Annotated in this window: 15 protein-coding genes; 9 read left to right on the top strand and 6 right to left on the bottom strand. The window is 37.7% G+C overall.

All coding sequences use genetic code 11. The annotated features are described in order from the left end of the window. Positions 1 to 194 precede the first annotated feature (194 nt). The 3 genes from HX005_RS02235 to HX005_RS02225 all read left to right on the top strand — a co-directional run bounded on the left by HX005_RS02235 (position 195) and on the right by HX005_RS02225 (position 2254). Positions 195 to 1145, top strand: a complete 951-nt coding sequence (locus HX005_RS02235) for a pirin family protein (protein WP_286376131.1) — start codon at positions 195 to 197, stop codon at positions 1143 to 1145. Positions 1146 to 1171: 26 nt separating this feature from the next. Continuing rightward, positions 1172 to 1570: an OsmC family protein gene (locus HX005_RS02230; protein ID WP_286376130.1), complete on the top strand. Its 399-nt coding sequence runs from the start codon at positions 1172 to 1174 to the stop codon at positions 1568 to 1570. A 63-nt stretch (positions 1571 to 1633) separates the two neighbouring features. Then, entirely contained in the window at positions 1634 to 2254 is a 621-nt protein-coding gene (locus tag HX005_RS02225) for an alpha/beta fold hydrolase (RefSeq protein WP_286376129.1), read from the top strand. A gap of 20 nt (positions 2255 to 2274) precedes the next feature. On the opposite strand, the gene HX005_RS02220 is transcribed toward HX005_RS02225, so the two are convergent. Continuing rightward, positions 2275 to 3042 (bottom strand): hypothetical protein, encoded by a 768-nt coding sequence (locus HX005_RS02220; protein ID WP_107007250.1) that lies wholly within the window; start codon positions 3040 to 3042, stop codon positions 2275 to 2277. 397 nt (positions 3043 to 3439) lie between these two features. Beyond that, positions 3440 to 6931, bottom strand: a complete 3492-nt coding sequence (locus tag HX005_RS02215; RefSeq protein WP_107007249.1) for a hybrid sensor histidine kinase/response regulator — start codon at positions 6929 to 6931, stop codon at positions 3440 to 3442. A 185-nt stretch (positions 6932 to 7116) separates the two neighbouring features. Between HX005_RS02215 and HX005_RS02210 the strand changes: the two genes are divergently transcribed. Both HX005_RS02210 and HX005_RS02205 read left to right on the top strand, forming a co-directional pair. Beyond that, positions 7117 to 7452 (top strand): DUF485 domain-containing protein, encoded by a 336-nt coding sequence (locus tag HX005_RS02210; RefSeq protein WP_107007248.1) that lies wholly within the window; start codon positions 7117 to 7119, stop codon positions 7450 to 7452. Between the two features lies 1 nt (position 7453). Continuing rightward, a complete protein-coding gene (locus HX005_RS02205) occupies positions 7454 to 9169 on the top strand; it encodes a cation acetate symporter (RefSeq protein WP_286376128.1) in 1716 nt (571 codons plus the stop codon). Positions 9170 to 9239: 70 nt separating this feature from the next. On the opposite strand, the gene HX005_RS02200 is transcribed toward HX005_RS02205, so the two are convergent. After that, entirely contained in the window at positions 9240 to 9614 is a 375-nt protein-coding gene (locus HX005_RS02200; protein WP_286376127.1) for a hypothetical protein, read from the bottom strand. A 160-nt stretch (positions 9615 to 9774) separates the two neighbouring features. On the opposite strand from HX005_RS02200, the gene HX005_RS02195 reads away from it, so the two are divergent. Both HX005_RS02195 and HX005_RS02190 read left to right on the top strand, forming a co-directional pair. Beyond that, on the top strand, positions 9775 to 10452 hold the full coding sequence (locus HX005_RS02195; protein ID WP_107007245.1) for an ion channel: 678 nt from the start codon (positions 9775 to 9777) through the stop codon (positions 10450 to 10452). Between the two features lie 162 nt (positions 10453 to 10614). After that, positions 10615 to 12594 carry a glycine betaine transporter gene (locus tag HX005_RS02190; protein WP_286376126.1) on the top strand — a complete coding sequence of 660 codons (1980 nt, stop codon included), beginning with the start codon at positions 10615 to 10617 and terminating at the stop codon, positions 12592 to 12594. A 63-nt stretch (positions 12595 to 12657) separates the two neighbouring features. Here HX005_RS02190 and omp33-36 read toward each other — a convergent pair whose 3' ends face one another. Continuing rightward, a complete protein-coding gene (gene omp33-36, locus HX005_RS02185; protein ID WP_265935919.1) occupies positions 12658 to 13536 on the bottom strand; it encodes a porin Omp33-36 in 879 nt (292 codons plus the stop codon). A gap of 1047 nt (positions 13537 to 14583) precedes the next feature. Here omp33-36 and blaOXA point away from each other — a divergent pair. Both blaOXA and HX005_RS02175 read left to right on the top strand, forming a co-directional pair. Next, positions 14584 to 15369 carry a class D beta-lactamase gene (gene blaOXA, locus HX005_RS02180; protein WP_286376180.1) on the top strand — a complete coding sequence of 262 codons (786 nt, stop codon included), beginning with the start codon at positions 14584 to 14586 and terminating at the stop codon, positions 15367 to 15369. 347 nt (positions 15370 to 15716) lie between these two features. Continuing rightward, on the top strand, positions 15717 to 17072 hold the full coding sequence (locus tag HX005_RS02175) for an MFS transporter (protein ID WP_286376125.1): 1356 nt from the start codon (positions 15717 to 15719) through the stop codon (positions 17070 to 17072). Positions 17073 to 17200: 128 nt separating this feature from the next. On the opposite strand, the gene HX005_RS02170 is transcribed toward HX005_RS02175, so the two are convergent. After that, the gene (locus HX005_RS02170; protein WP_286376124.1) at positions 17201 to 17710 is read right to left on the bottom strand and encodes a hypothetical protein; all 510 of its coding nucleotides are present in this window, start codon (positions 17708 to 17710) and stop codon (positions 17201 to 17203) included. Between the two features lie 134 nt (positions 17711 to 17844). Continuing rightward, the gene (gene uvrA, locus HX005_RS02165; protein ID WP_286376123.1) at positions 17845 to 20676 is read right to left on the bottom strand and encodes an excinuclease ABC subunit UvrA; all 2832 of its coding nucleotides are present in this window, start codon (positions 20674 to 20676) and stop codon (positions 17845 to 17847) included. Positions 20677 to 20939 lie beyond the last annotated feature (263 nt).

Here is a 20939-nt window from a genome sequence, read left to right as displayed (position 1 = left end):
CTGCTCTTTTAAGACAAAGCTGAAAAAAATAAAAATTAAAAGAAATTTACAACAAAAACAATTCTGTTATTGTCCTATTACTAGTATTCAGCGTATTAAATGTTATCTAGGTCAAATCTTGAAAATTGACTAGAATATGGATAGATCAGCATCGCCATCGCAAATTTTATGCAGCATTTATTTAGGATAAAAATATGACAAATACCAATTATAGTGAAATCTCTAATTCTGATGATTGCGAAAAATACGTCAATCAATTTATTCAAAACTTTCAAATTCGCTCTGCGGAGATCGGCAAAGGCACTGTGATTAAACGTGCTTTACCAAGCCGTCATAAGCGTATGATTGGCGCATGGTGTTTTTTAGATCATGCAGGACCTGTAACTTTTCCTCAAGGTGATGGCTTAGATGTAGGACCACATCCACATATTGGTTTACAAACCTTTACTTGGATGATTGAAGGGACGATGTTGCATAGTGATAGTCTGGGTACGACTAATCAACTCATTCAACCTAAACAAGTTAATCTCATGACCGCAGGTTATGGTATTTCCCATACAGAAGTCGCACCTGACAATGAAACAAAAATGCATGCGGCTCAGCTTTGGATTGCTTTGCCTGATGATAAAATAAATATGGCTCCACAGTTTGACCATTATCCTGAGTTGCCTGTGGTTGAACAAGATGAGGTTGAATTTACAGTTTTAGTGGGTGAGTTTCTAAAAACAACTTCACCTGTGAAGGTACATTCTGAACTGGTTGGAGTCGATTTTTATGCAAAAGAATCAACCACCACCATCATTCCTTTAAATCCAAAATTTGAATATGGTTTTATGGCACTCGAAGGTGAGGCTGTTGTGAATGGACATGAACTCAACAGCGATAATATGGTGGTATTAGAACCTGGTATTCATAAAATTGAAGTACAACTCCATAAAGGTGCTCGTCTATTGCTCATTGGTGGTGAGCCTTTTGAATCTCCAATTTTACTGTGGTGGAATTTTGTTGGTCGTACCCAAGAAGAGTTAAAGATCGCACGTGAGCAATGGGTTGCTGAAGATGCGCGTTTTGGACGTATTCCAAGTTATGACGGTCCTCGTTTAGAAGCACCTGTATTTCCTGATAAAATGCGTCCTTCAAAATAAAAATAGTGAAAAGTGAGTAAAAGAAAATGGCAATTATCGCAAATGCAAAGGTAAAAACATTGTCCGAAGCATGGTCAGGAGAAGTCAGTAGTGGTCAGCACAGACTCATTACAGATAAACCCGAGTCATTTGGTGGACAAGATCAGGGTTTAGCGCCTTATGATTTTATTTGTTCAGGGTTAATCTCATGTACCATGATTACGCTACGCATGTACGCACAGCATAAAGGTTTTGACTTAGGTGAATTTACAGTTGAAGCTGATTTTAATGCCAATAAAGAAGGCAAAGAATGGATAGATCGTCGTTTGGCTTTTGCACAGCCTTTGACTGAAGAATTACATCAAAAAGTTTTGGATATTTGTCAGAAAACCCCTGTAACAAAGACATTATTGCGTAGTGTAGAAATCAATACGTCTATTCTTTAGTCATAGAAAAATAAAAAATGGTGTTTTTTAAGGAAAATGCCATTTTTATATTGGGTTTTATTGATGAATTTGATCTTTTTACCTGGTGCGTCAGGCAATACCGCATTTTGGAATAATGTTATTCAGTGCTTAACCTTAGATGTCACTACACAGGTGATTGCCTATCCAAGCTTTGGTGGTCATCCTGATAATGATCATGTGCGCAGTTTTGAAGACTTACAACACCATGTATTGCAGCAAATTCAGCAACCTTCTGTATTGATTGCGCAGTCTATGGGGGGAATATTTGCAGTACAAGCCGCTTTACAAAAATCAACGCAGGTTACTGCTTTGGTTTTGATTGCAACTTCAGGTGGAATTGATTTGAGTCAGTTTGAGGTTGCCGATTGGCGTACAGATTATCAACTTAATTTTGCTGTACCTGATTGGTTTGTTCAACATCATGTTGAGCTTGATGCTGAGTTGGAAAAAATACAGTGTCCCGTTTTACTGATTTGGGGCGGTTCAGACCCGATCAGCCCTGTAACAGTTGGGCAGTATTTACATCAGAAAATCGTTCAATCTGAACTGCATATCATTGAAAATGGACAACATGATTTAGCACATGTGCATGCTGAGCAAGTTTCGGCATTCATTGAAAAATTTCTCATCACCCATAAAAAATGCCTAACTGAGGAAAGTTAGGCATGATCCATTTTAGATGTTTAAGCGAGACAATCTTGTTTAGAGATCAAGTCAGGGCATCCTAATGGATTTAACGCGCATTTAAGATCATCGATTTGCTCTTGGGTTACATAATCTTTTGACTTTAAATACTCTGCAACACGATCATCACGTAAACTTAGGAAAGCAGCATCATAAACTTCAAGATCAACAAATAAAGCTGCTGTTTCTAAGCTATTGAAACGATCTAAGAAAATGTCATCACCATACATTAAAAAGACATGATCATAATCTGCATGTGTGTCTACATTTAAGCGTTGTGCCAATGTGGTTGGTGAGGTTTTCACAAATAATAAGTCAGAAAGTTCATCAAATTGAGTTAAATCTAAACTATTTTCACCTGTTTTAACTTTACCTAGCCATGCTTTAAAAACCAGAACAGCACCACCTCGTAGCAACATACTCCAAATTTGATGGCGTGTTTCTTCATCTAAAGATTTGCATTCATCTTTAAGTTCTTGAATGAGTAATTCTTCTTGTTGTGCGATTTTATCAAATAAACCTAAACCTTGTGGTTGATACGCAGCAGGCAAAAACACATCAAATTTGAGCTCTTCAAAGACTTTCAAAGCCAAAGGAACGGCTGCCTGATAAAGCGCATTCAAAGCATTTAATTGAGTATTTTCTAATTTAGTATGTGGGAAAACAGTTTTCCAATCAATTTCAGGCAATATGGCATTGACGCCATATTGACGATGGAATTGTTGGGTTTGATGGATACCATGAGGCACTGATTCAGAAATATTCATGGAAAACTCCTAATTTTTAAAATTTTGTTTATGCATCATTCCAGATGCAAATTTATCTAATCAATAGGCTAATTTTATGATTTATCTAAGATGCAATAGGAATAAGACTAAAGTTGTATGTGGGTTTTTTTGTTTATTATATTTATAAAATTCAAATATTTAAATAATTGTAACCAAGTGTGCGAATGTATGGAAATAAATTTGATTGAATTTGCCATAGAAAATAGTTCAGTGAATTTTTTGGTCAATCAATTTGATTAAAAATCACTAATTTTTGATCATTTTTGCCTAAACTTGTTCGCAGGATTGCTATTTGTCTTAAAAAAATGCGCCTAAAAATAATTTTTTAGACGCAATAAATGTATCAAAACATATTTTTCAAACTTTTAGCTTGAGCTTATTTTGATATTTTTAGACCTGATAACCATGAACGTAATGAAGCAGGTTTGAGTGGTTTTTTCAGTAAGACAATATTTAACTCTTTTAAATGTTGTGGAAGTTCTGGATCAGAATCGGCTGTAATCAGTGCAACAGGAACATTTTCCTGACGATTTTCCAAAATAAAATCTAAACCAATTTTATGATGGTTAAGATGCTGATCAACTAACCAAACTTGAATATTTTCATTTTGGATAATTTCTAAAGCTTGTTCAGGTTCAGTGGCTTTAAAGACTTGATAACCCCATTTGGTTAATAAAGTATTCATGCCTTCTAAAATGGTTTCATCGTTATCTAAACATAAAATTTTATACGCTTTAGTCCGTAAAGGAACCGCTTGTACGGGTGTTGCAACTACTTTTGGTGCATCAACTATAGGCACTTCGATCATAAAGCATGAGCCTTTGCCTAACTCAGAAGCAACATGTACAGGATAATCAAGCAAACTCGTCATACGCTGTACAATGGCTAAGCCCAAACCTAAACCTTGCTCGCCCCACGGTGAAGTATGCCCACAGCGTTCAAACTCTTGGAACAGCTTAATACGTTGTTCCTCAGCAATACCCGGACCTGTATCCCACACACCTATGCGAATATGTCTAGGCTTTGAGGCGGAACGTAATACACCAACAACAACACGTCCTTTAGCGGTATAACGTAGCGCATTACTCACAAAATTTTGAATAATACGGCGAATCCATTGTGGATCAGTGTCTATCCAGAACTGAGCATCATGTACCACTAATTTGATATTACGCTGCGCTGCAATGGATTTAAATTGCAGTTCTAAATCACGTAATAAATCATGTAATGGGTAAATCTGGCGTTTAGGTTGAATAGTGCCGCCCTCTAAACGAGCAATATCTAGCAACGCAGAGAGCATGCTTTCTGCACCATATAAAGCACGATCAAGTTGTTGTAAAGTTTTACGGTCTTCATCGGTCTGTACACTTTGTTCAAGTGCTGTACTAAATAAACGAGCAGCATGCATGGGCTGCAATAAATCATGACTGGCTGCTGCAATAAATCGACTTTTCGACATATTGGCTTTGTCAGCTTGTTCACGTGCTAACTGTTGTTCTGCTAAAGCATTTGCTAACTGTTGGGTTCGATCTGAAACACGAGCTTCAAGAACGGCTTCATTTTCACGGAAAGCTGTAATATCAGCAAATGTCGTAACGAAACCACCACCTTCGATTGGATTTCCACGCATTTGAATGACGCGCCCATCTTTACGAATACGTTCAAACTCATGCGCACTACCGACTTTCATCCAATGAATACGTTTGCGTACATGCTCTTCGATTGAGCCTGGACCACATTCGCCACGTTCTGCGTTATAACGAATCAAATCTGCAATTGGACAACCGACATAGACCAAGTCTTTTGGATAATCAAAAAGTTTGAGATATTGATTATTCCAAGCCACTAAACACATATTCTCATCAACAACACTGACCCCTTGGGTCATGTGGTCGATCATGGTCATAATCAGGTTTTGATTAAAACGTTGCCACTGTGAAGCTTGGTCAAGAATATTAGCAACTTGTCCTAACGCTAAACCATTATTGACCATTGCCGTTGTGAGTAGAGTACGTGCTGAAGCAGCACCGATTGTTCCTGCGAGATATTGTTCGGTAAATCGCCACCACATGCCATTTGCACTACTATTTTCATTCAGTACCACATTATTCATGATACAAAATTGGCGGAAAGCTTGGACAGTTGGACCTTCACCCGTAATACGTTTTGCTAGAGCAATTAAATCTCCAACTTTTAAACGCGCAACATCATGGTTTAAATAACTGATATCTGTTGAGGTATTTTGTGCAGGTAAAGGCTTGGTTTCATAGTAAAAGAAACTTTCAGCTTGGATTTGTTCTGCAACAGAAGGGCGGTAAATACGAGAAACCCAAATATAAAGTAGAATATTTAAGCCCAAAGCCCAAGTGACGCCATGAGTCAGTGGCGCGAAGGACTCAAAACCAAAGAGTGCTTCAGGTCTTAGCCATTGAATATGCATGGGACCATGAACTAAAAACTGCTCTGCAAAAGCACTATATTCGGTAGGTAAACTACGTAAAACAGTCGGTAGAAGTAGAGTGTATATCCATAAAATAAAGCCAATGACTAAACCTGCATAAACACCTTGACGACTTCCTCCGCGCCAATATAACCCGCCAATCAGCGCAGGTGAAAACTGTGCAACCGCACTAAAAGCCAGTAAGCCAAATGTTGATAATTGGTCAATATCATTGAAGAAATGGAAAAATAAAAAGCCTAAAAACATCACTGCCAAAATACAAATTCGACGCGTGAGTTTTAATACTTGTGGGAGGCGCTTATCATGTCTGGATAAAACATTTAAACGCCAAAGTGCAGGCATAATTAAATCATTACTGAGCATAATCGACAGCGCTACAGAGGATACCAGTAACATGCCTGTTGATGCTGAAAATCCACCTAAAAATGCCAATAAAGTCAGCCAGTCTTGCCCATAACTCAGTGGTAAAGACAGCACAGCAACATCTGGAATACTTAAGTAAGCAGGTGCAGCATGGAGTGCCCAACTGGCGATCGGAATAATGGCAATGATGGTTAAAATTAAATAGGCTGCAAACCAACGACGTGCGCCACGAATATGTTTTTCGTCACGCAGTTCGACGACTGCAACGTGAAATTGACGAGGTAAACAGATGATTGCTAAAGCTGCAAGTAAGGTTTGCACCCAAAATGTTTCAGGAACTCCAAAAAGTTGTACTTCATGAAATGTTTTACTGACATCTTTGGAAATTTGTAACAGATTTTCTGGGTTTTCAAAAATAAAAAAGAATGCGACACAGAGTAAGGCAAATAATTTAACAAATGACTCAAATGCAACAGCAAGCATTAAACCACCATGTTGTTCGGTATTGGCAATTTGTCGTGTACCAAACATCATGGCTAAAATGGCTAAAACAGCAGTTAAGCCCAATACACCATTGGTGGTGGTTGAAATGACTTGCGTATTATGTTCGAGCATGACGGATGCACTGAGTGCGATCGCGCGTAGTTGTAAAGCTAAATAAGGAATAATCGCAATGACGGCTAAAATGGTGACTAAAGAGGCGAGTGTTCCACTTTTTCCATAGCGCGCCGCAACAAAGTCTGCAATGGATGAAATGGCATGATGCTGACGAACTCGACCTAAACGCCGCCAAATATCGTAGCCTAAGCCGACAAAAAGCAAAGGACCTAAATAGATAGGAAGAAAAATAATCCCTTCACGAACTGCCGCGCCTGTAGCACCATAAAATGTCCAAGAAGAGCAATATACGCCTAATGTTAGACTAAAGAGAAGCATTCGCCCACGTGTACTTAATCTACTTGCATGCTTCTCACCAAAGAAGGCGCAGGCAAATAAAATTATGATGTAAAGGGCGAGAACCCCAATAATCAACCAACTATTCATAATCACTACAGTCTAACAAGCTATGTCTATGATAACGCATCCCAGAACAGAGGCATTTATTCTGATTAAAATTTAACGACCAAAGTCTAAGTTACGTGAAGCTTCAACATTGTTAATTTTGTCTCATCAAAATAATGATTAAAAATTGCAACCAGTGGACTGGTCGCGAATCAAGGAGCGAGATGATGGATGAGAGACAGGTAGATGCAATTCTACAAAATCCAAAATTTAAAGAAATGGTAGCGAAAAAGAGAAATTTGAGTTGGACATTAACAGCAATTATGTTGTTTGTTTATGTTGGATTTATGCTTTTAGTCGGCTACAACAAAGAGTTTCTACTTACACCAGTATCGCAAGGTAGTGTAACGACTTGGGGAATTCCTTTAGGACTGAGCATTATTGTTTTATCTTTCGTTTTATGTGGCGTGTATTCATATATTGCCAACAATAAGCTTGATCACTTAAATGATGAAGCAATGCGAGAAGTAGAAGCGATTGCTAAAGAAAAAGGGAAATACTAAGATGAAATGGAATGCTTTAAAAACCAAAGCAGCGCTAGCATCTACAGCTCTGTTTTCTACACTTGCTCAAGCTGGTCCAGATCTTGGTGCAGCAGAACAACAAGCAACCAACTGGCATGCAATTATCATGTTTGCTATTTTCGTTGGCTTAACGCTATTTATTACGAAATGGGCAGCAAAACAAACCACAAGTACTGCTGACTTCTATACTGCTGGTGGTGGGATTTCAGGTTTCCAAAATGGTTTAGCGATTGCAGGTGACTATATGTCAGCAGCATCGTTCCTCGGTATCTCCGCAATGGTGTTCAGTTCAGGCTTTGATGGCTTGCTGTACTCACTTGGTTTCATGGTGGGTTGGCCAGTTGTACTTTTCTTAGTTGCTGAGCGTTTACGTAATTTAGGTAAATTTAATTTATCTGACGTGGTTTCATTCCGTTTAGAAGAAAAACCTGTGCGTACACTTGCGGCTGTGAGTTCATTGGTTGTTGTTGCTTTCTATTTGATTGCTCAAATGGTGGGTGCAGGTCAGCTCATTAAACTTTTATTTGGTTTGAACTATAACGTTGCTGTTGTGATCGTTGGTCTTCTGATGATGGCTTACGTTATCTTCGGCGGTATGTTGGCAACCACTTGGGTGCAAATCATTAAAGCAGTAATGCTACTTTCAGGTGCAACATTCATGGCATTTATGGTCATGAAAGCAGTTGGCTTTAGTTTCGCTGAAATGTTCAATCAATCGATTCAAGTTTTTGCAAAAGTTCATGATGTAAGCTTTGAAAAAGCAGCGCAAATCATGGGTCCAGGTAGCTTAGCTGCAAATCCATTAGATGCTTTATCTCTTGGTTTAGCTCTCATGTTTGGTACCGCAGGTTTACCACATATTTTAATGCGTTTCTTTACGGTTAAAGATGCAAAAGAAGCACGTAAATCAGTTGTTGTTGCAACAGGTTTCATTGGTTACTTCTACTTGTTGACGTTCATTATTGGTTTCGGTGCGATTCTTTTCGTATCAAACAACCCACAATTTATTGATGTTGCAAAAATGGCAGTCACTGGCAAGTTAGAACTTGTTGGTGGTAATAACATGGCTGCGGTTCACTTGTCTGATGCGGTGGGCGGTGACTTGTTCATGGGCTTTATTTCAGCAGTTGCATTCGCGACAATTCTTGCAGTTGTTGCTGGTTTAACACTATCAGGTGCTTCAGCAATTTCTCATGACTTGTATGCAAACGTATTGAAGAAAGGTCAAACGACACCTGAATCTGAACTTCGTATGTCTAAAATCGCAACTTTAGGTTTAGCTATTTTTGCCATGATTTTGGGAATCTTGTTCGAGAAACAAAACGTAGCATTCATGGTGGGTCTAGCATTCTCTGTTGCTGCATGTGCTAACTTCCCAGTACTTGTACTTTCAATGTTCTGGAAAGGCTTAACAACACGTGGTGCAGTGATTGGTGGTTTGGTTGGTTTGGTAACAGCGGTAACTTTAATTATCTTATCTAAAGCAGTTTGGGTAGATACATTAAATATTTCTGATACACCTGTGAACCCATTTAATGGTCCAGCAATCTTTGCAATGCCATTAGCATTTATCTGCTGTTGGTTGTTCTCTGTAACAGATAACTCACCACGTGCACAAGCAGAACGTAAAGCATTTGATGCGCAGTTTGTTCGCTCACAAACAGGTATTGGTATCTCTGGTGCTTCAGATCACTAAGTCAGTTTTTTTAAAGTAAAAAAAGTCCCAAAAGGGACTTTTTTTATGCTGAGGAGTAGATGTTTTGAGGTTAATGTCGTGTATAAATCTCACCATCTAAAATCAAACGCCATTCATTATCTTGTTGATAAGGTGCTTTATTAATTTTAAAGTCCTTTGATAAATCACCTTCACCAATATGCAAATGCTGCTGATTAAGTTGAGTAAGTGGTGCTTTGATATTTGAAATTGTTGAAGACTTCATATCACTTGAGGCATTTTTTTGTTCTGAATGCAGGTGCTGTGAAAACTTAATTTCACCATTCTTTTTAATCTCAAGTGTACTATTTTCACTTTTCCATTCACCAATATAGTTTTGATTTTTTTCAAGTAAAGGATCTGTTTTTGTACAGCCAAATAAAATTAGACTGCTACATAAAATAACCCCATATATTTTTATTTTCATCATGATGTCCTTGTATGATGTTTTTGGGCTAAACGATTTTGAGTTTAAAATCTGACATAGTATCGAATGAAAGATAGGCAATGTATTGATGATTTTTTAAAATTTTCTGTAAGATATCGTATCATTCACCACAAAAAAATAAGAACGAAAAGGAAAATATATGCAAACGCTAGTGCAGTTTTGGAGAGGTTTTAAGCTTTTGCCATCAGCATGGTTGTTATTGGTACAACTCAATATGCTTATTTTATATTTAGTGACAAGTACCAGTCGTAGCTACCAAACTTTAATGTGGGCACTTGGTGTATTGGCATTATTAATGATTGCAAAGGTCATTCGACAGACACCTGTTTATAGTGTGATCGGGCTTTTCTTTGTGACAGGTGCATTTATTTTTTCTATTTTGATGTTGATCGGTTTACGTTCTGTCCCTATGCAAATCACAGCACATTTATTTGAAGCGGCTGCTTATTTTTGTGCTGCTTATGGTTTAGTGCGCTATATGTTTGCAGACCGCTATTTAACCAAAGATGAGCTATTTGCAGCAGGAGCAGTATTTACATTGCTTGCATGGGGTTTTGCATTTTTATATAGCATTTGTCAACTAACCGTACCCAATAGCTTTCAAAACCCAAATCATGTTGGTGAATATCAAACTTGGTTGGACTTACTGTTCTTAAGTTTTAGTTTGCAGTCTGCAACAGGACTTTCTGATGTTATTCCAATTGCACCCGCAGCACGTATTGTTGCAATGTTACAAATGTTTGGCGGTGTAATGTACTTAGCACTAATTGTGTCGCGCTTAATTGCTTTGCATTATATTGCACATAAGACCGATTAATCACCGATTGTGTTTTTACAGTAAGCCAACGTTTTGACTGTTTTAGATGAATTATCATGTTTTACAAGTTCTTTTTAGCTGAACTTGCTCTTTTTTCATGTCATGTGAATGCCTTTATTGACCTTTTGGTCTGTCCTTTAAGTAAAAAAATGTGAGGAAGATATGCCTTCCAAAAAACGATCTTGGTTTGATAATGTCAATCCAAATGTATTTTTTAGTAGCGTTGGGATTATTGTTTTATTTTTAGCAGTTGTAATTTTTACACCTAATGCTTTTGAACTGATCACTCAACATATGAATCAGTGGATTACTGATTCATTTAGCTGGTTTTATGTACTCTCTGTCGCCATTTTTCTCATGGTATTGGTTTTTATTGCTTTATCCGATATGGGGAAAATTAAATTAGGTCCTGACCATAGTCAGCCGTCATATAGTAACGGCTCATGGTTTGCCATGTTATTTACTGCGGGCATGGGGATTGGTTTAATGTTTTTTGGCGTAGCTGAGCCAGTCATGCATTATGTCAATCCACCTACAGGTGAGCCTCAAAGTATTGAAGCTGCTCAGCAAGCAATGCGGATCACCTTTTTTCATTGGGGCTTACATGCATGGGCGATTTATGCTTTAGTCGGTTTAACATTGGCATACTTTGCCTTTCGTTATCATTTACCACTCAAAGTACGCTCTGGTTTATATCCCATTATTGGTCAAAAAATTTACGGTCCTTTGGGGGATGCTGTAGATACTTTTGCCACCATTGGTACAGTGTTTGGTGTGGCAACCACGCTAGGATTTGGTGTAACGCAAATCAATTCAGGGCTTAGCTACCTGTTTGGTTGGGAAACTCAAATCAGTACACAAATTATTTTGATTATTTTTGTGAGTGCATTGGCTTCTTTATCTGTATTTCTCGGTTTAGATAAAGGAATTAAACGCCTCTCTGAATTGAACTTAGTTTTAGCATTGGCTTTACTGGTCTTTGTATTTTTGGCAAGTTCAAGTGTCTATATTTTACAAACCACAATTCAAAATGCTGGGCAGTATATGTCCAATTTATTTTCCATGACTTTTAATCTCTATGCTTATCAACCCAATGGCTGGATTGGTGGTTGGACGATTATGTACTGGGCATGGTGGATTTCTTGGTCTCCATTTGTTGGTATGTTCATTGCACGTGTATCACGTGGACGAACCATCCGTGAATTTATTGTTGGTGTTTTACTTATTCCAACAGGATTTACCCTGATTTGGATGGGGTTTATGGGGAATGCGGCATTATTTAGTATTTTAGAACAGGGAAATACTAGCCTGATTGCCGCCGTGCAACAAGATTCCTCTGTAGCATTATTTGAATTTTTAAATCATTTACCTTTTGCGAGTATCTCTAGTTTTATTGCAACGATTTTAGTGATTTTATTTTTTGTCACCTCAGCTGACTCTGGTGCGCTGGTCACAGATTATTTAACAGCGAAAACTGAAAATTCACCTGCATGGCAACGTTTATTTTGGACAGCTTTAATGGCTATTTTGTCCATTATTTTACTGTTGGTCGGTGGGTTAGGTGCATTGCAATCGGCAACCATGATGAGTGCTTTGCCATTTACTTTGATTATGTTGCTGCTCTGTTGGGGGCTACTCAAAGCATTACGTTTAGATGTGACAAAAATGCATGCTTTACAAGTTGCACGTATTACGCCACGAGCAGTACAAAATCCAAGAAGTTGGCAACAACGCCTTGGGCTGATTATGCATTATCCGCATACCCATCACGAGGTTGAACAATATATACAAACAGTGGTACGACAAGCTTTTGAAAATATTCAACGTGAATTTAAACGCCGACATTTAGATGTGAAAATTCAGGAAATTGAAGAAGGTTTGGTGCTAAGCGTTGACCATCAAAGCGAAGTCAATTTTGTGTATAAAGTTTTTAATCATGTCACAGAAGCTGCGAGTTTTATGCTCGATGAGCAGCATGAAAATATTGATACATTTTATCAAGCAGAAGTCTTTTTACGTGAAGGTGGACAGGGCTATGATGTAATGGACTGGACACAAGAAGATGTTTTACAAGATATTATTGACCAATATGAACGTCATTTACATTTTTTAAATGTGATTCGTAATTCAAACCTAGATTGATTTTTCAGATCAACAATAAAAAAGGACTCAAATGAGTCCTTTTTTGCTTCTGAAGAAATATTCTTAGAAACGGAATTTAGCATTAACGCCCACAGTTTGGGTGTCGTTTGCTGCTTTAGAGTTCGCATTTACGTAGCTTGCACCCACTGCAACAGCAGGAGTGATGAAGTAATTTACGTTTGCGCCCCAAGCTGAATCAGGAGTTGCATCAAAGCTAGACTCTGCATAAGAAGCACCAACGCTTAATTGTGGGTTCAAATACAAATCAGTTTTTAATTGGTAAGCAGTGTCATCACCGTATACAAGACCAGTTTCAAAACCAATCGCCATATTTGTACCGTCAATGTTACCTACATATTTAGTACGTGCAGTGATTGCATCTTGGTCATCGCCAATTGTTGCAGATTCTGCAACAGCTTTTGCAATGCCTGTACCCATAACATTGAATGCATCAAGCGCAGCTTGGTCTGCAACACTTGTATAACCAACAGCAACTAAGAAGTTTTTAGTTGCAAGCGCACCCACTTCTAATGCATAACGATCACCATTGTCGTCAGCACGATTTTGGTTTTTGCTGTCTAAAATAGTATGACTATAAGAAGCACTTACATAAGCAGGAACAAATTTAGTTGGAATATAAGCTTCAGCTTTAGCACCAAAGTTATGAGCGATTACGTCAACACCATTTGAACCAACTTCGCCATAGTTATAAGCAAGCGAAACGTTAGAAGCTTGGTTTAAAAATGCAGCTTCAGCCAAAGGACCTTTAGAAGCATCAACGTCTTTAAGGTAATATGTACCTTGAATTCCACCTGTAAAATCTTTGTCATTTACAGTTGTGTCGATGTATTCAGATTGACCTTGAACTTCGAATTGATACGCTTGAGCACCGGTCATGGCTAATAATAAAGCAGTGGCTAAACCGAGTTTTTTCATAATCATTTCCAGTTTGTGAAATGGGTAAAATATACTGCATTGTATTGTAACAATGTATTAAGTCAATGAAGTATAAAGATATTATATTTTGAGTTTGTTTTTTAAATATGGTAGCGGTCGAAAATTGGACAAATGAACCTCAACCTGTCAACCCTGAAAAAATATCAATGAGAACAACTAACTAAACCTATAAAAATTATAAAATATGTATGTAGATTAGGTAAAAAAACCTTGAAAAGTGGATTGGTTTTATGGATTATTTTTATTTAATTGATCGAAATAATTGATTATTTCAGTTTTGTTTCAGTGGCTTTATCTGATGTGAATATGTGATTTGTTTCGTAATTTAAAAAGATAGATATTTTGCTAAAAAGCTTCTTTTGTTTAAAAAATAAACATACAAAATTATTTTTGTTGATTTTTTATCATATTGTACAAATTATGTGATTTATTTCAAATCCTACTAAAACAATCTGCTTTACTTTATTGGTTAAATTTCGCATAATTCTTATATCAAATTTATATGACAAATTTGATAATTTCTTCAAAGTTTTACTTTTTAATGCCCAACTTTCCCCAAGGTTGGGCTTTTTTTTGATTAATTTTTAATAACAGTAATATTAAAAAAATATTAATGTTTAGTTATTTTTCATCCTTAATTTAGTTGAAATATAAAATATTGTTTTGTATCGAAATTAAATAAATCAAAGACTTTTGTTGCACTATATTGGTGCGTATTTTTTATTCATTTAAGCGAAAAAGTTAAAAAAACCCCAGTTTTTTATCAAAACTGGGGTTTTTCGCCAAAATCTTCGGAAAATTTAGAAATTCTGCTGAGGAATATTCCTAAATCGCCCTAATGGGGTGCATTATGCACTTAATTGTTGCACTTGTAAATATTTTCTTACATCCTTGTGAAAAAAACTTACATTTTTTAAAAATTAGATCAATTATGATGCGGTTTAAATACTATTTATTGGGTAAATAATGAACTATATCAAATGTATAGTTATTTTAGGTTTAGTGGGTATAAGTTTGGGCTGCCAAAAGCAAATGTTATCTCAGACAAATGATGTGATAAAAGTGCAGCCAATGCCTGAAAACTTATCAAGAGTACAAGAAATTCCATACTTATTTGATGAAGCACATACACAAGCAGTGATGGTGATTTATGACGGACAGCATTTTCAACAGTTTGGCAATAATTTGTCTCGTGCCAATCAGGCTTTTATTCCTGCATCAACTTTTAAAATATTGAATGCTTTGATTGGCTTGCAGCATAACAAAGCAAGTAATACTGAAATATTTAAATGGGATGGAAAAAAGCGTAGTTTTTCGAGTTGGGAAAAAGACATGACTTTAGCTGAAGCAATGCAAGCATCAGCAGTACCTGTGTATCAAGAGTTGGCTCGTCGGATTGGTTTAGAGCTGATGCAAAGTGAAGTCAAACGTGTGGGCTTTGGCAATGCTGATATTGGTACACAAGTTGATCAATTTTGGTTGAAAGGTCCATTAAAAATCACACCACAACAAGAAGCAGCATTTGTATATGGTTTAGCAACAGAACAATTGGATTTTGATGTAAAAGTACAGCAACAAGTTAAACAAATGCTTTTGATCGAACAACGCGGTGACTTAAGACTTTATGCCAAAAGTGGTTGGGCAATGGATATTGAGCCACAAGTCGGTTGGTATACAGGTTGGGTCGATGATGGGCATGGTAAAATCACAGCATTTTCTTTAAATATGACGATGAAACAGGGTGATCATGTTGGAACAAGAAAAGAACTCACTTTAGATGTTCTTGATAAATTAAATATTTATAGTTATTTGAAATAAGAAATAAATAAAAAAAAGCCCAGTCGATAGAGAGGTGACTGGGCAGAAAATGTAATGCTAAGAAACTTACAGCGAATAAATTAAAAGCATTCATCAATTTGATAAGATTACTATATTCACTTTTTTGATATAAGTAAAACAGTTTATTTAAATAATATTAATTTAAAAAAACGATTATTGTGTAGTAAATATAGAAACTGAATTAAATATTTAGGCTTAATACAGTCATGAAGTCGATCAAGCCTGATCAAGCAATGTCACTAAAGGTATAAGGAGATACCTTTAGATGTATTGTGATTTATGACGATCCGTTCAAAATAAAATAAGAATATGGATAAGGATGTAAAATGGATTTAACACCAAAACCCACACAAATTTCACAGGTTGTGGATCAGAGATTTTCACCATATCAATGGTTTATTATTCTTTTATGCTTTCTCATCGCATTATTTGATGGCTTTGACACCCAAGCAGTTGCATTTACAGGTCCAGCAATTATTGATGCATTTCAACTCGATGCCAAAGCTTTAGCACCTGTATTGACTGCAGGCATTATTGGCATGACAGTCGGGGCGATGTTCTTAGGAATGCTCGGAGATAAGTTAGGTCGCCGTAAGACCTTGATGATTTGTATATTTATTTTTGCGCTCGCGACTTTTGCAACGGCTTTTGTCACGCATTTAGATCATATTTTTGTCTTGCGAGTGATCGCAGGGTTAGGTATGGGAGGCGCAACGCCTGTGCTTTTGGCATTGGCATCTGAATATTCACCAAAGCGTTATAAAGGCTTAGTGACGACAGGTGTACTTTTGGCACTACCTGCAGGGGCGATGATAGGCGGTATATTGGCGGCTAAAATTTTACCACTTTGGGGTTGGCAAAGTATTTATATTATTGGTGGTGTCATTCCGTTGGCATTATTAGTTTTGATGTTTTTTGTTTTGCCTGAATCTTTGGAGTATTTGGCGCAGCGTCCTACGGAAAAAAATAAAGCCAGTATTGCCAAAATTTTAAATAAAATTTCAGCTCAACCGATTCAGCTTAATGAAGATGTTTTTGCAAAATCAGAGATTCAAAAAGTAGAGCCAGCCAAGCTTTCGAGTTTATTTCAAAATGGTTTAGCCAAAACCACAGTGGGTGTTTGGGGAACATATTTCTTTAACTGGATTGCATGGTTTATGTTGCTGTCTTGGTTGCCAACGATTTTAAAACAATCGGGTCTAGATCCTATTCAAGCGCCTTATGCTTCTGTGACGGTAAATGCCGCATTTATTGTTTTTGCGATTCCATTGGCTTATTTTTTACCAAAAATTAATACAGTTAAAATTCTGTATTTTATGTTTGCTTGCGGAATTGCTGTTGCTATTGCTTTGGGTCTAAGTATTGAAACTGCTCAATGGTCAATGATTTTTGCACTGATTGCATTGGCAGGCTTTGGTATCGGCGGACAACAACTCGCGTTAAATTATTTGGTGGTTGCATCGTATCCTGCTGAAGTTCGCGCAACAGCAACAGGTTGGGCGATTGGTATGGGGCGTTTTGGTGCGATACTCGGTTCAGCGATCGGTGGTACAGTTTTATCTGGTTTTGGTAGCAGTGGTTATTTTTATGCTTTGGCTATTCCGTTGGTGATTGCTTGGGTTTGCGTGATTTTAATTCGTAAGCGTTATCAGCAAACAGGTGAAGTGGTGGTGAGTCACTAAGTATATTAAGACCTCGAAAGAGGTCTTTTTTTATCGCTGAGTTAGGATATTAATCTTTGGTTTTTTCAATCAAATAGTTGATGAAATTGGTACATGCAACGAGTTAATGTATTATGTAAATAACAGTTCTAAGTTAATACACTATTTAAGCTCAAGTAGAGATTTTTTCGAGCTTCCAAAATTTTAACTTTATATTCTATTGTAGTTTTCTCATTAACTTCACCATTTCTATATAAGGTATAGGAGTTAAATTTCCCTAAAAGTTCTCCATAGGTTCTTAATTTTTCTTGCTGTTGCGTATAGCCATGTAATAGTAGCAATCCTTCATTTTTACTAAGTAGGCTAAAATCATTGAAAAGAGTTGCTCTTAATGGGTCAAGCCGATCATATAATTTTTGGTTTTCAATAGGTGTTTTCTTTGTTTCAAATTCAAAAATAGCCCACATTTTTAATATTAAATGATTTATTTCCTCAACATCTGATGAAATATTGGCTAAAAAGTTTCTATTAAATTGCAGATTTTCCTTAGCAACAGAAGCCGATATATTTATCTTTTGATTAAAATAGGCAATTACACCAGTAATTAGTGCACCTAAACCAATTTTAATTGCAGTATCTAATATTTCTAATCCAGTCATAAAAATCAATATAGATTGATGAATAATGGTTTTACCACTAAATCACAGCGATTTGAAGCATATCCTTTTAATCTCCCCTAACCCCTCTTTTTAAAAAGAGGGGAACTCCATTTCTAAAAATGGTTGGGAGATTTTTATTTCAACATCGGCTTTAAAAACTTCGCTGTATGTGAAACTTTAGATTTCACCACGTCTTCAGGTGTACCTTCAGCAATGATCTGCCCACCGCCTGCACCACCTTCAGGACCCAAATCAATCACCCAGTCAGCAGTTTTGATCACATCCAAATTATGCTCAATCACCACAATAGTATTGCCCTTATTACGAAGCTCATGAAGAATATCCAAAAGTTTCGCAATATCATGGAAATGCAGACCAGTCGTTGGTTCATCAAGCACATACAAGGTTTTACCTGTATCACGCTTAGCAAGTTCACGAGCAAGTTTCACACGTTGCGCTTCACCGCCTGAAAGCGTGGTTGCAGACTGACCCAAACGGATATAACCCAAACCAACCTGATTTAAAGTTTCCAAACGACGGTGAATCACAGGAATTGCATCAAAGAAATGCATCGCATCTTCAACAGTCATACCCAAAACATCAGAAATATTTTTTCCTTTATAGCCGACTTCCAAAGTTTCACGGTTATAACGGTCACCATGACAGGCATCACATGGCACATACATATCGGGTAAGAAATGCATCGCCACTTTGATCATCCCGTCACCTTCACAGGCTTCACAACGACCACCTTTGACGTTAAATGAGAAACGACCTGCGGCGTAACCACGTGCTTTGGCTTCGGGAGTCTGTGCAAATAATTCACGAATCGGGGTGAATAAACCTGTATAGGTCGCAGGGTTAGAACGAGGCGTACGTCCAATCGGGCTTTGGTCAATATCGACGACTTTATCGAGGAATTGCAAACCATCAATCGAGTCGAATTTTTCAGCCGTGAGCGTGGTTGCACCATTCAGTTGCGTTGCTGCTAAAGGCAATAACGTACGGTTAATGAGCGTTGATTTTCCTGAACCTGAAACGCCTGTTACACAGGTCATCACTCCTAAAGGAATGGTCAGATCGACATTTTTCAGGTTATGTCCTGCCGCACCCATCAGCTTGATTTGCTCATCAGGCTTTGGTGGTTGCACACGCGTTTTCGGCACTTCAATTTTTAACTTGCCTGATAAATACTGACCTGTGAGTGATTCACTATTTGCCAAAATTTCATCATAGGTTCCTTCGGCAATCACATGACCGCCATGAATCCCTGCACCCGGACCAATATCAATAATATGATCGGCTGCACGAATCGCATCTTCATCATGTTCAACCACTAAAACGGTATTGCCTAAGTCACGAAGACGAACTAATGTTTCAAGCAAACGATCATTATCCCGTTGATGCAAACCAATCGAAGGTTCATCAAGCACGTACATCACGCCCATTAAGCCTGCACCAATTTGCGAAGCCAAACGAATACGCTGAGCTTCACCACCCGAAAGCGTTTCCGCAGAACGTGACAGACTTAAATAGTTCAAACCTACAGAGACAAGGAAGTGTAAACGTTCACGGATTTCTTTGAAAATTTTATCGGCAATTTCGCCTTTGGCACCTTCAAGATTTAAATCCTGATAATAATCTTCTGCGTCGCCAATCGACATCTTAGTAATTTGGGCAATGGTTTTGTCTTTCACCCGAACATGGCGTGAAATTTCATTCAGACGAGAACCACCACAGGCATCACAAGCAGCATTGGATAGATATTGTGCCAAGTCATCACGAACATAGTTGGACTCTGTTTCGCGATAACGACGTTCCAAATGTGGCAAAATGCCTTCAAAAGCCTGTACACGACTATGCTTACGACCACGCTCATCGATATAACTTAAATCAACTTTTTCTTTGCCTGTACCATACAAAAATTTCTTTTTGGTATCGGCATCGAGTTCATTCCATGGCGTATCCAAAGAAAAACCAAAATGATCCGCCACTTTCTGAATCATGCTGTAGTAATACGGGCGTTGTCTGTCCCAACCCCGAATTGCACCTTGACTGATTGAAACATCAGGGCTAGGAATCAATTTGTCCGCACTGAAATGACTGCGTGTACCTAAACCATCACAAACAGGGCAGGCACCAAATGGATTGTTGAATGAAAATAGGCGTGGTTCAAGTTCTGCCACAGCGCGGTCACATTCAGGGCAAGAGTGTTTTGCTGAAAATACCCGTTCAGGTTGTTCGCCATTCATCCACGATAAAATTGCAATATCGCCACCTAAACGCAGTGCGGTTTCAAAACTTTCTGCGATACGGTTGCCCAAGTCATCACGGACTTTAAAACGGTCTACCACCACTTCAATGGTGTGTTTTTTCTTTTTATCCAATTCAGGTGGTGTGTCGATATCAATCACTTCACCATCGACACGGGCACGGACAAAACCCTGACTTTGTAATTGTTCAAATAAATTGCTGTACTCGCCTTTACGCTCTCGTACCACAGGTGCAAGCAACATCAGTGCTGTACCTTCTTCCAGACCTTTGACTGCATCAACCATTTCCGAAACAGTTTGCGCCACCATTGGCAGGTCATGTTCAGGACAGTAAGGTGTACCCACACGTGCATAAAGTAAACGCAGATAATCGTAAATTTCAGTAATGGTTCCCACCGTTGAACGTGGGTTGTGACTGGTTGATTTCTGTTCAATGGCAATTGCAGGGCTTAAACCTTCAATCGAATCAACTTCAGGTTTTTCCATTTGCGATAAAAACTGACGGGCATAAGCAGACAAAGATTCAACATAACGGCGCTGACCTTCGGCATATAAGGTATCAAAAGCAAGTGATGATTTACCTGAGCCTGAAAGTCCCGTGATCACCACAAATTTGTCGCGTGGAATATCGAGCGATACGTTTTTTAAATTATGGGTACGTGCGCCTCGAATACGGATATGACTTTGACTCATAGAACGATCTCGAATGTATGCAATTTGAAGGCTATATATGATAGCGATTTAATTTTGTTCAAGCTGTATTAAATCGTTTTTTCGCGACATTTTATGTCGGATATGTGAAAGATCTATTAAATCAGAACCTTTCTTTGCATTTTTCAAATTCAATAAAATGAGCTTTTCATCAAGTTAAAGACAAAACTGTTCAAACGTCATTACTGTTGAATATGATGTTTGAGCAGTAAAATGTCCTATAGAATCAATCATTCGGTTTTATA

It is taken from the genome of Acinetobacter sp. R933-2 (assembly GCF_030325485.1).
Taxonomy (GTDB): Bacteria; Pseudomonadota; Gammaproteobacteria; order Pseudomonadales; family Moraxellaceae; genus Acinetobacter; species Acinetobacter sichuanensis.
The sequence above is the reverse complement of the archived record's forward strand: the minus strand, read 5'-3'. Positions and strand labels throughout refer to the sequence as shown.

Coding starts and splice junctions, on each gene's coding strand:
- blaOXA (WP_286376180.1), top strand. CDS start 14,584: ATGTTATCTCAGACAAATGATGTGATAAAAGTGCAGCCAATGCCTGAA.
- HX005_RS02225 (WP_286376129.1), top strand. CDS start 1,634: ATGAATTTGATCTTTTTACCTGGTGCGTCAGGCAATACCGCATTTTGG.
- omp33-36 (WP_265935919.1), bottom strand. CDS start 13,536: ATGATTATGAAAAAACTCGGTTTAGCCACTGCTTTATTATTAGCCATG.
- HX005_RS02220 (WP_107007250.1), bottom strand. CDS start 3,042: ATGAATATTTCTGAATCAGTGCCTCATGGTATCCATCAAACCCAACAA.
- HX005_RS02215 (WP_107007249.1), bottom strand. CDS start 6,931: ATGAATAGTTGGTTGATTATTGGGGTTCTCGCCCTTTACATCATAATT.
- HX005_RS02175 (WP_286376125.1), top strand. CDS start 15,717: ATGGATTTAACACCAAAACCCACACAAATTTCACAGGTTGTGGATCAG.
- HX005_RS02170 (WP_286376124.1), bottom strand. CDS start 17,710: ATGACTGGATTAGAAATATTAGATACTGCAATTAAAATTGGTTTAGGT.
- HX005_RS02235 (WP_286376131.1), top strand. CDS start 195: ATGACAAATACCAATTATAGTGAAATCTCTAATTCTGATGATTGCGAA.
- HX005_RS02210 (WP_107007248.1), top strand. CDS start 7,117: ATGGATGAGAGACAGGTAGATGCAATTCTACAAAATCCAAAATTTAAA.
- HX005_RS02205 (WP_286376128.1), top strand. CDS start 7,454: ATGAAATGGAATGCTTTAAAAACCAAAGCAGCGCTAGCATCTACAGCT.
- uvrA (WP_286376123.1), bottom strand. CDS start 20,676: ATGAGTCAAAGTCATATCCGTATTCGAGGCGCACGTACCCATAATTTA.
- HX005_RS02190 (WP_286376126.1), top strand. CDS start 10,615: ATGCCTTCCAAAAAACGATCTTGGTTTGATAATGTCAATCCAAATGTA.
- HX005_RS02230 (WP_286376130.1), top strand. CDS start 1,172: ATGGCAATTATCGCAAATGCAAAGGTAAAAACATTGTCCGAAGCATGG.
- HX005_RS02195 (WP_107007245.1), top strand. CDS start 9,775: ATGCAAACGCTAGTGCAGTTTTGGAGAGGTTTTAAGCTTTTGCCATCA.
- HX005_RS02200 (WP_286376127.1), bottom strand. CDS start 9,614: ATGAAAATAAAAATATATGGGGTTATTTTATGTAGCAGTCTAATTTTA.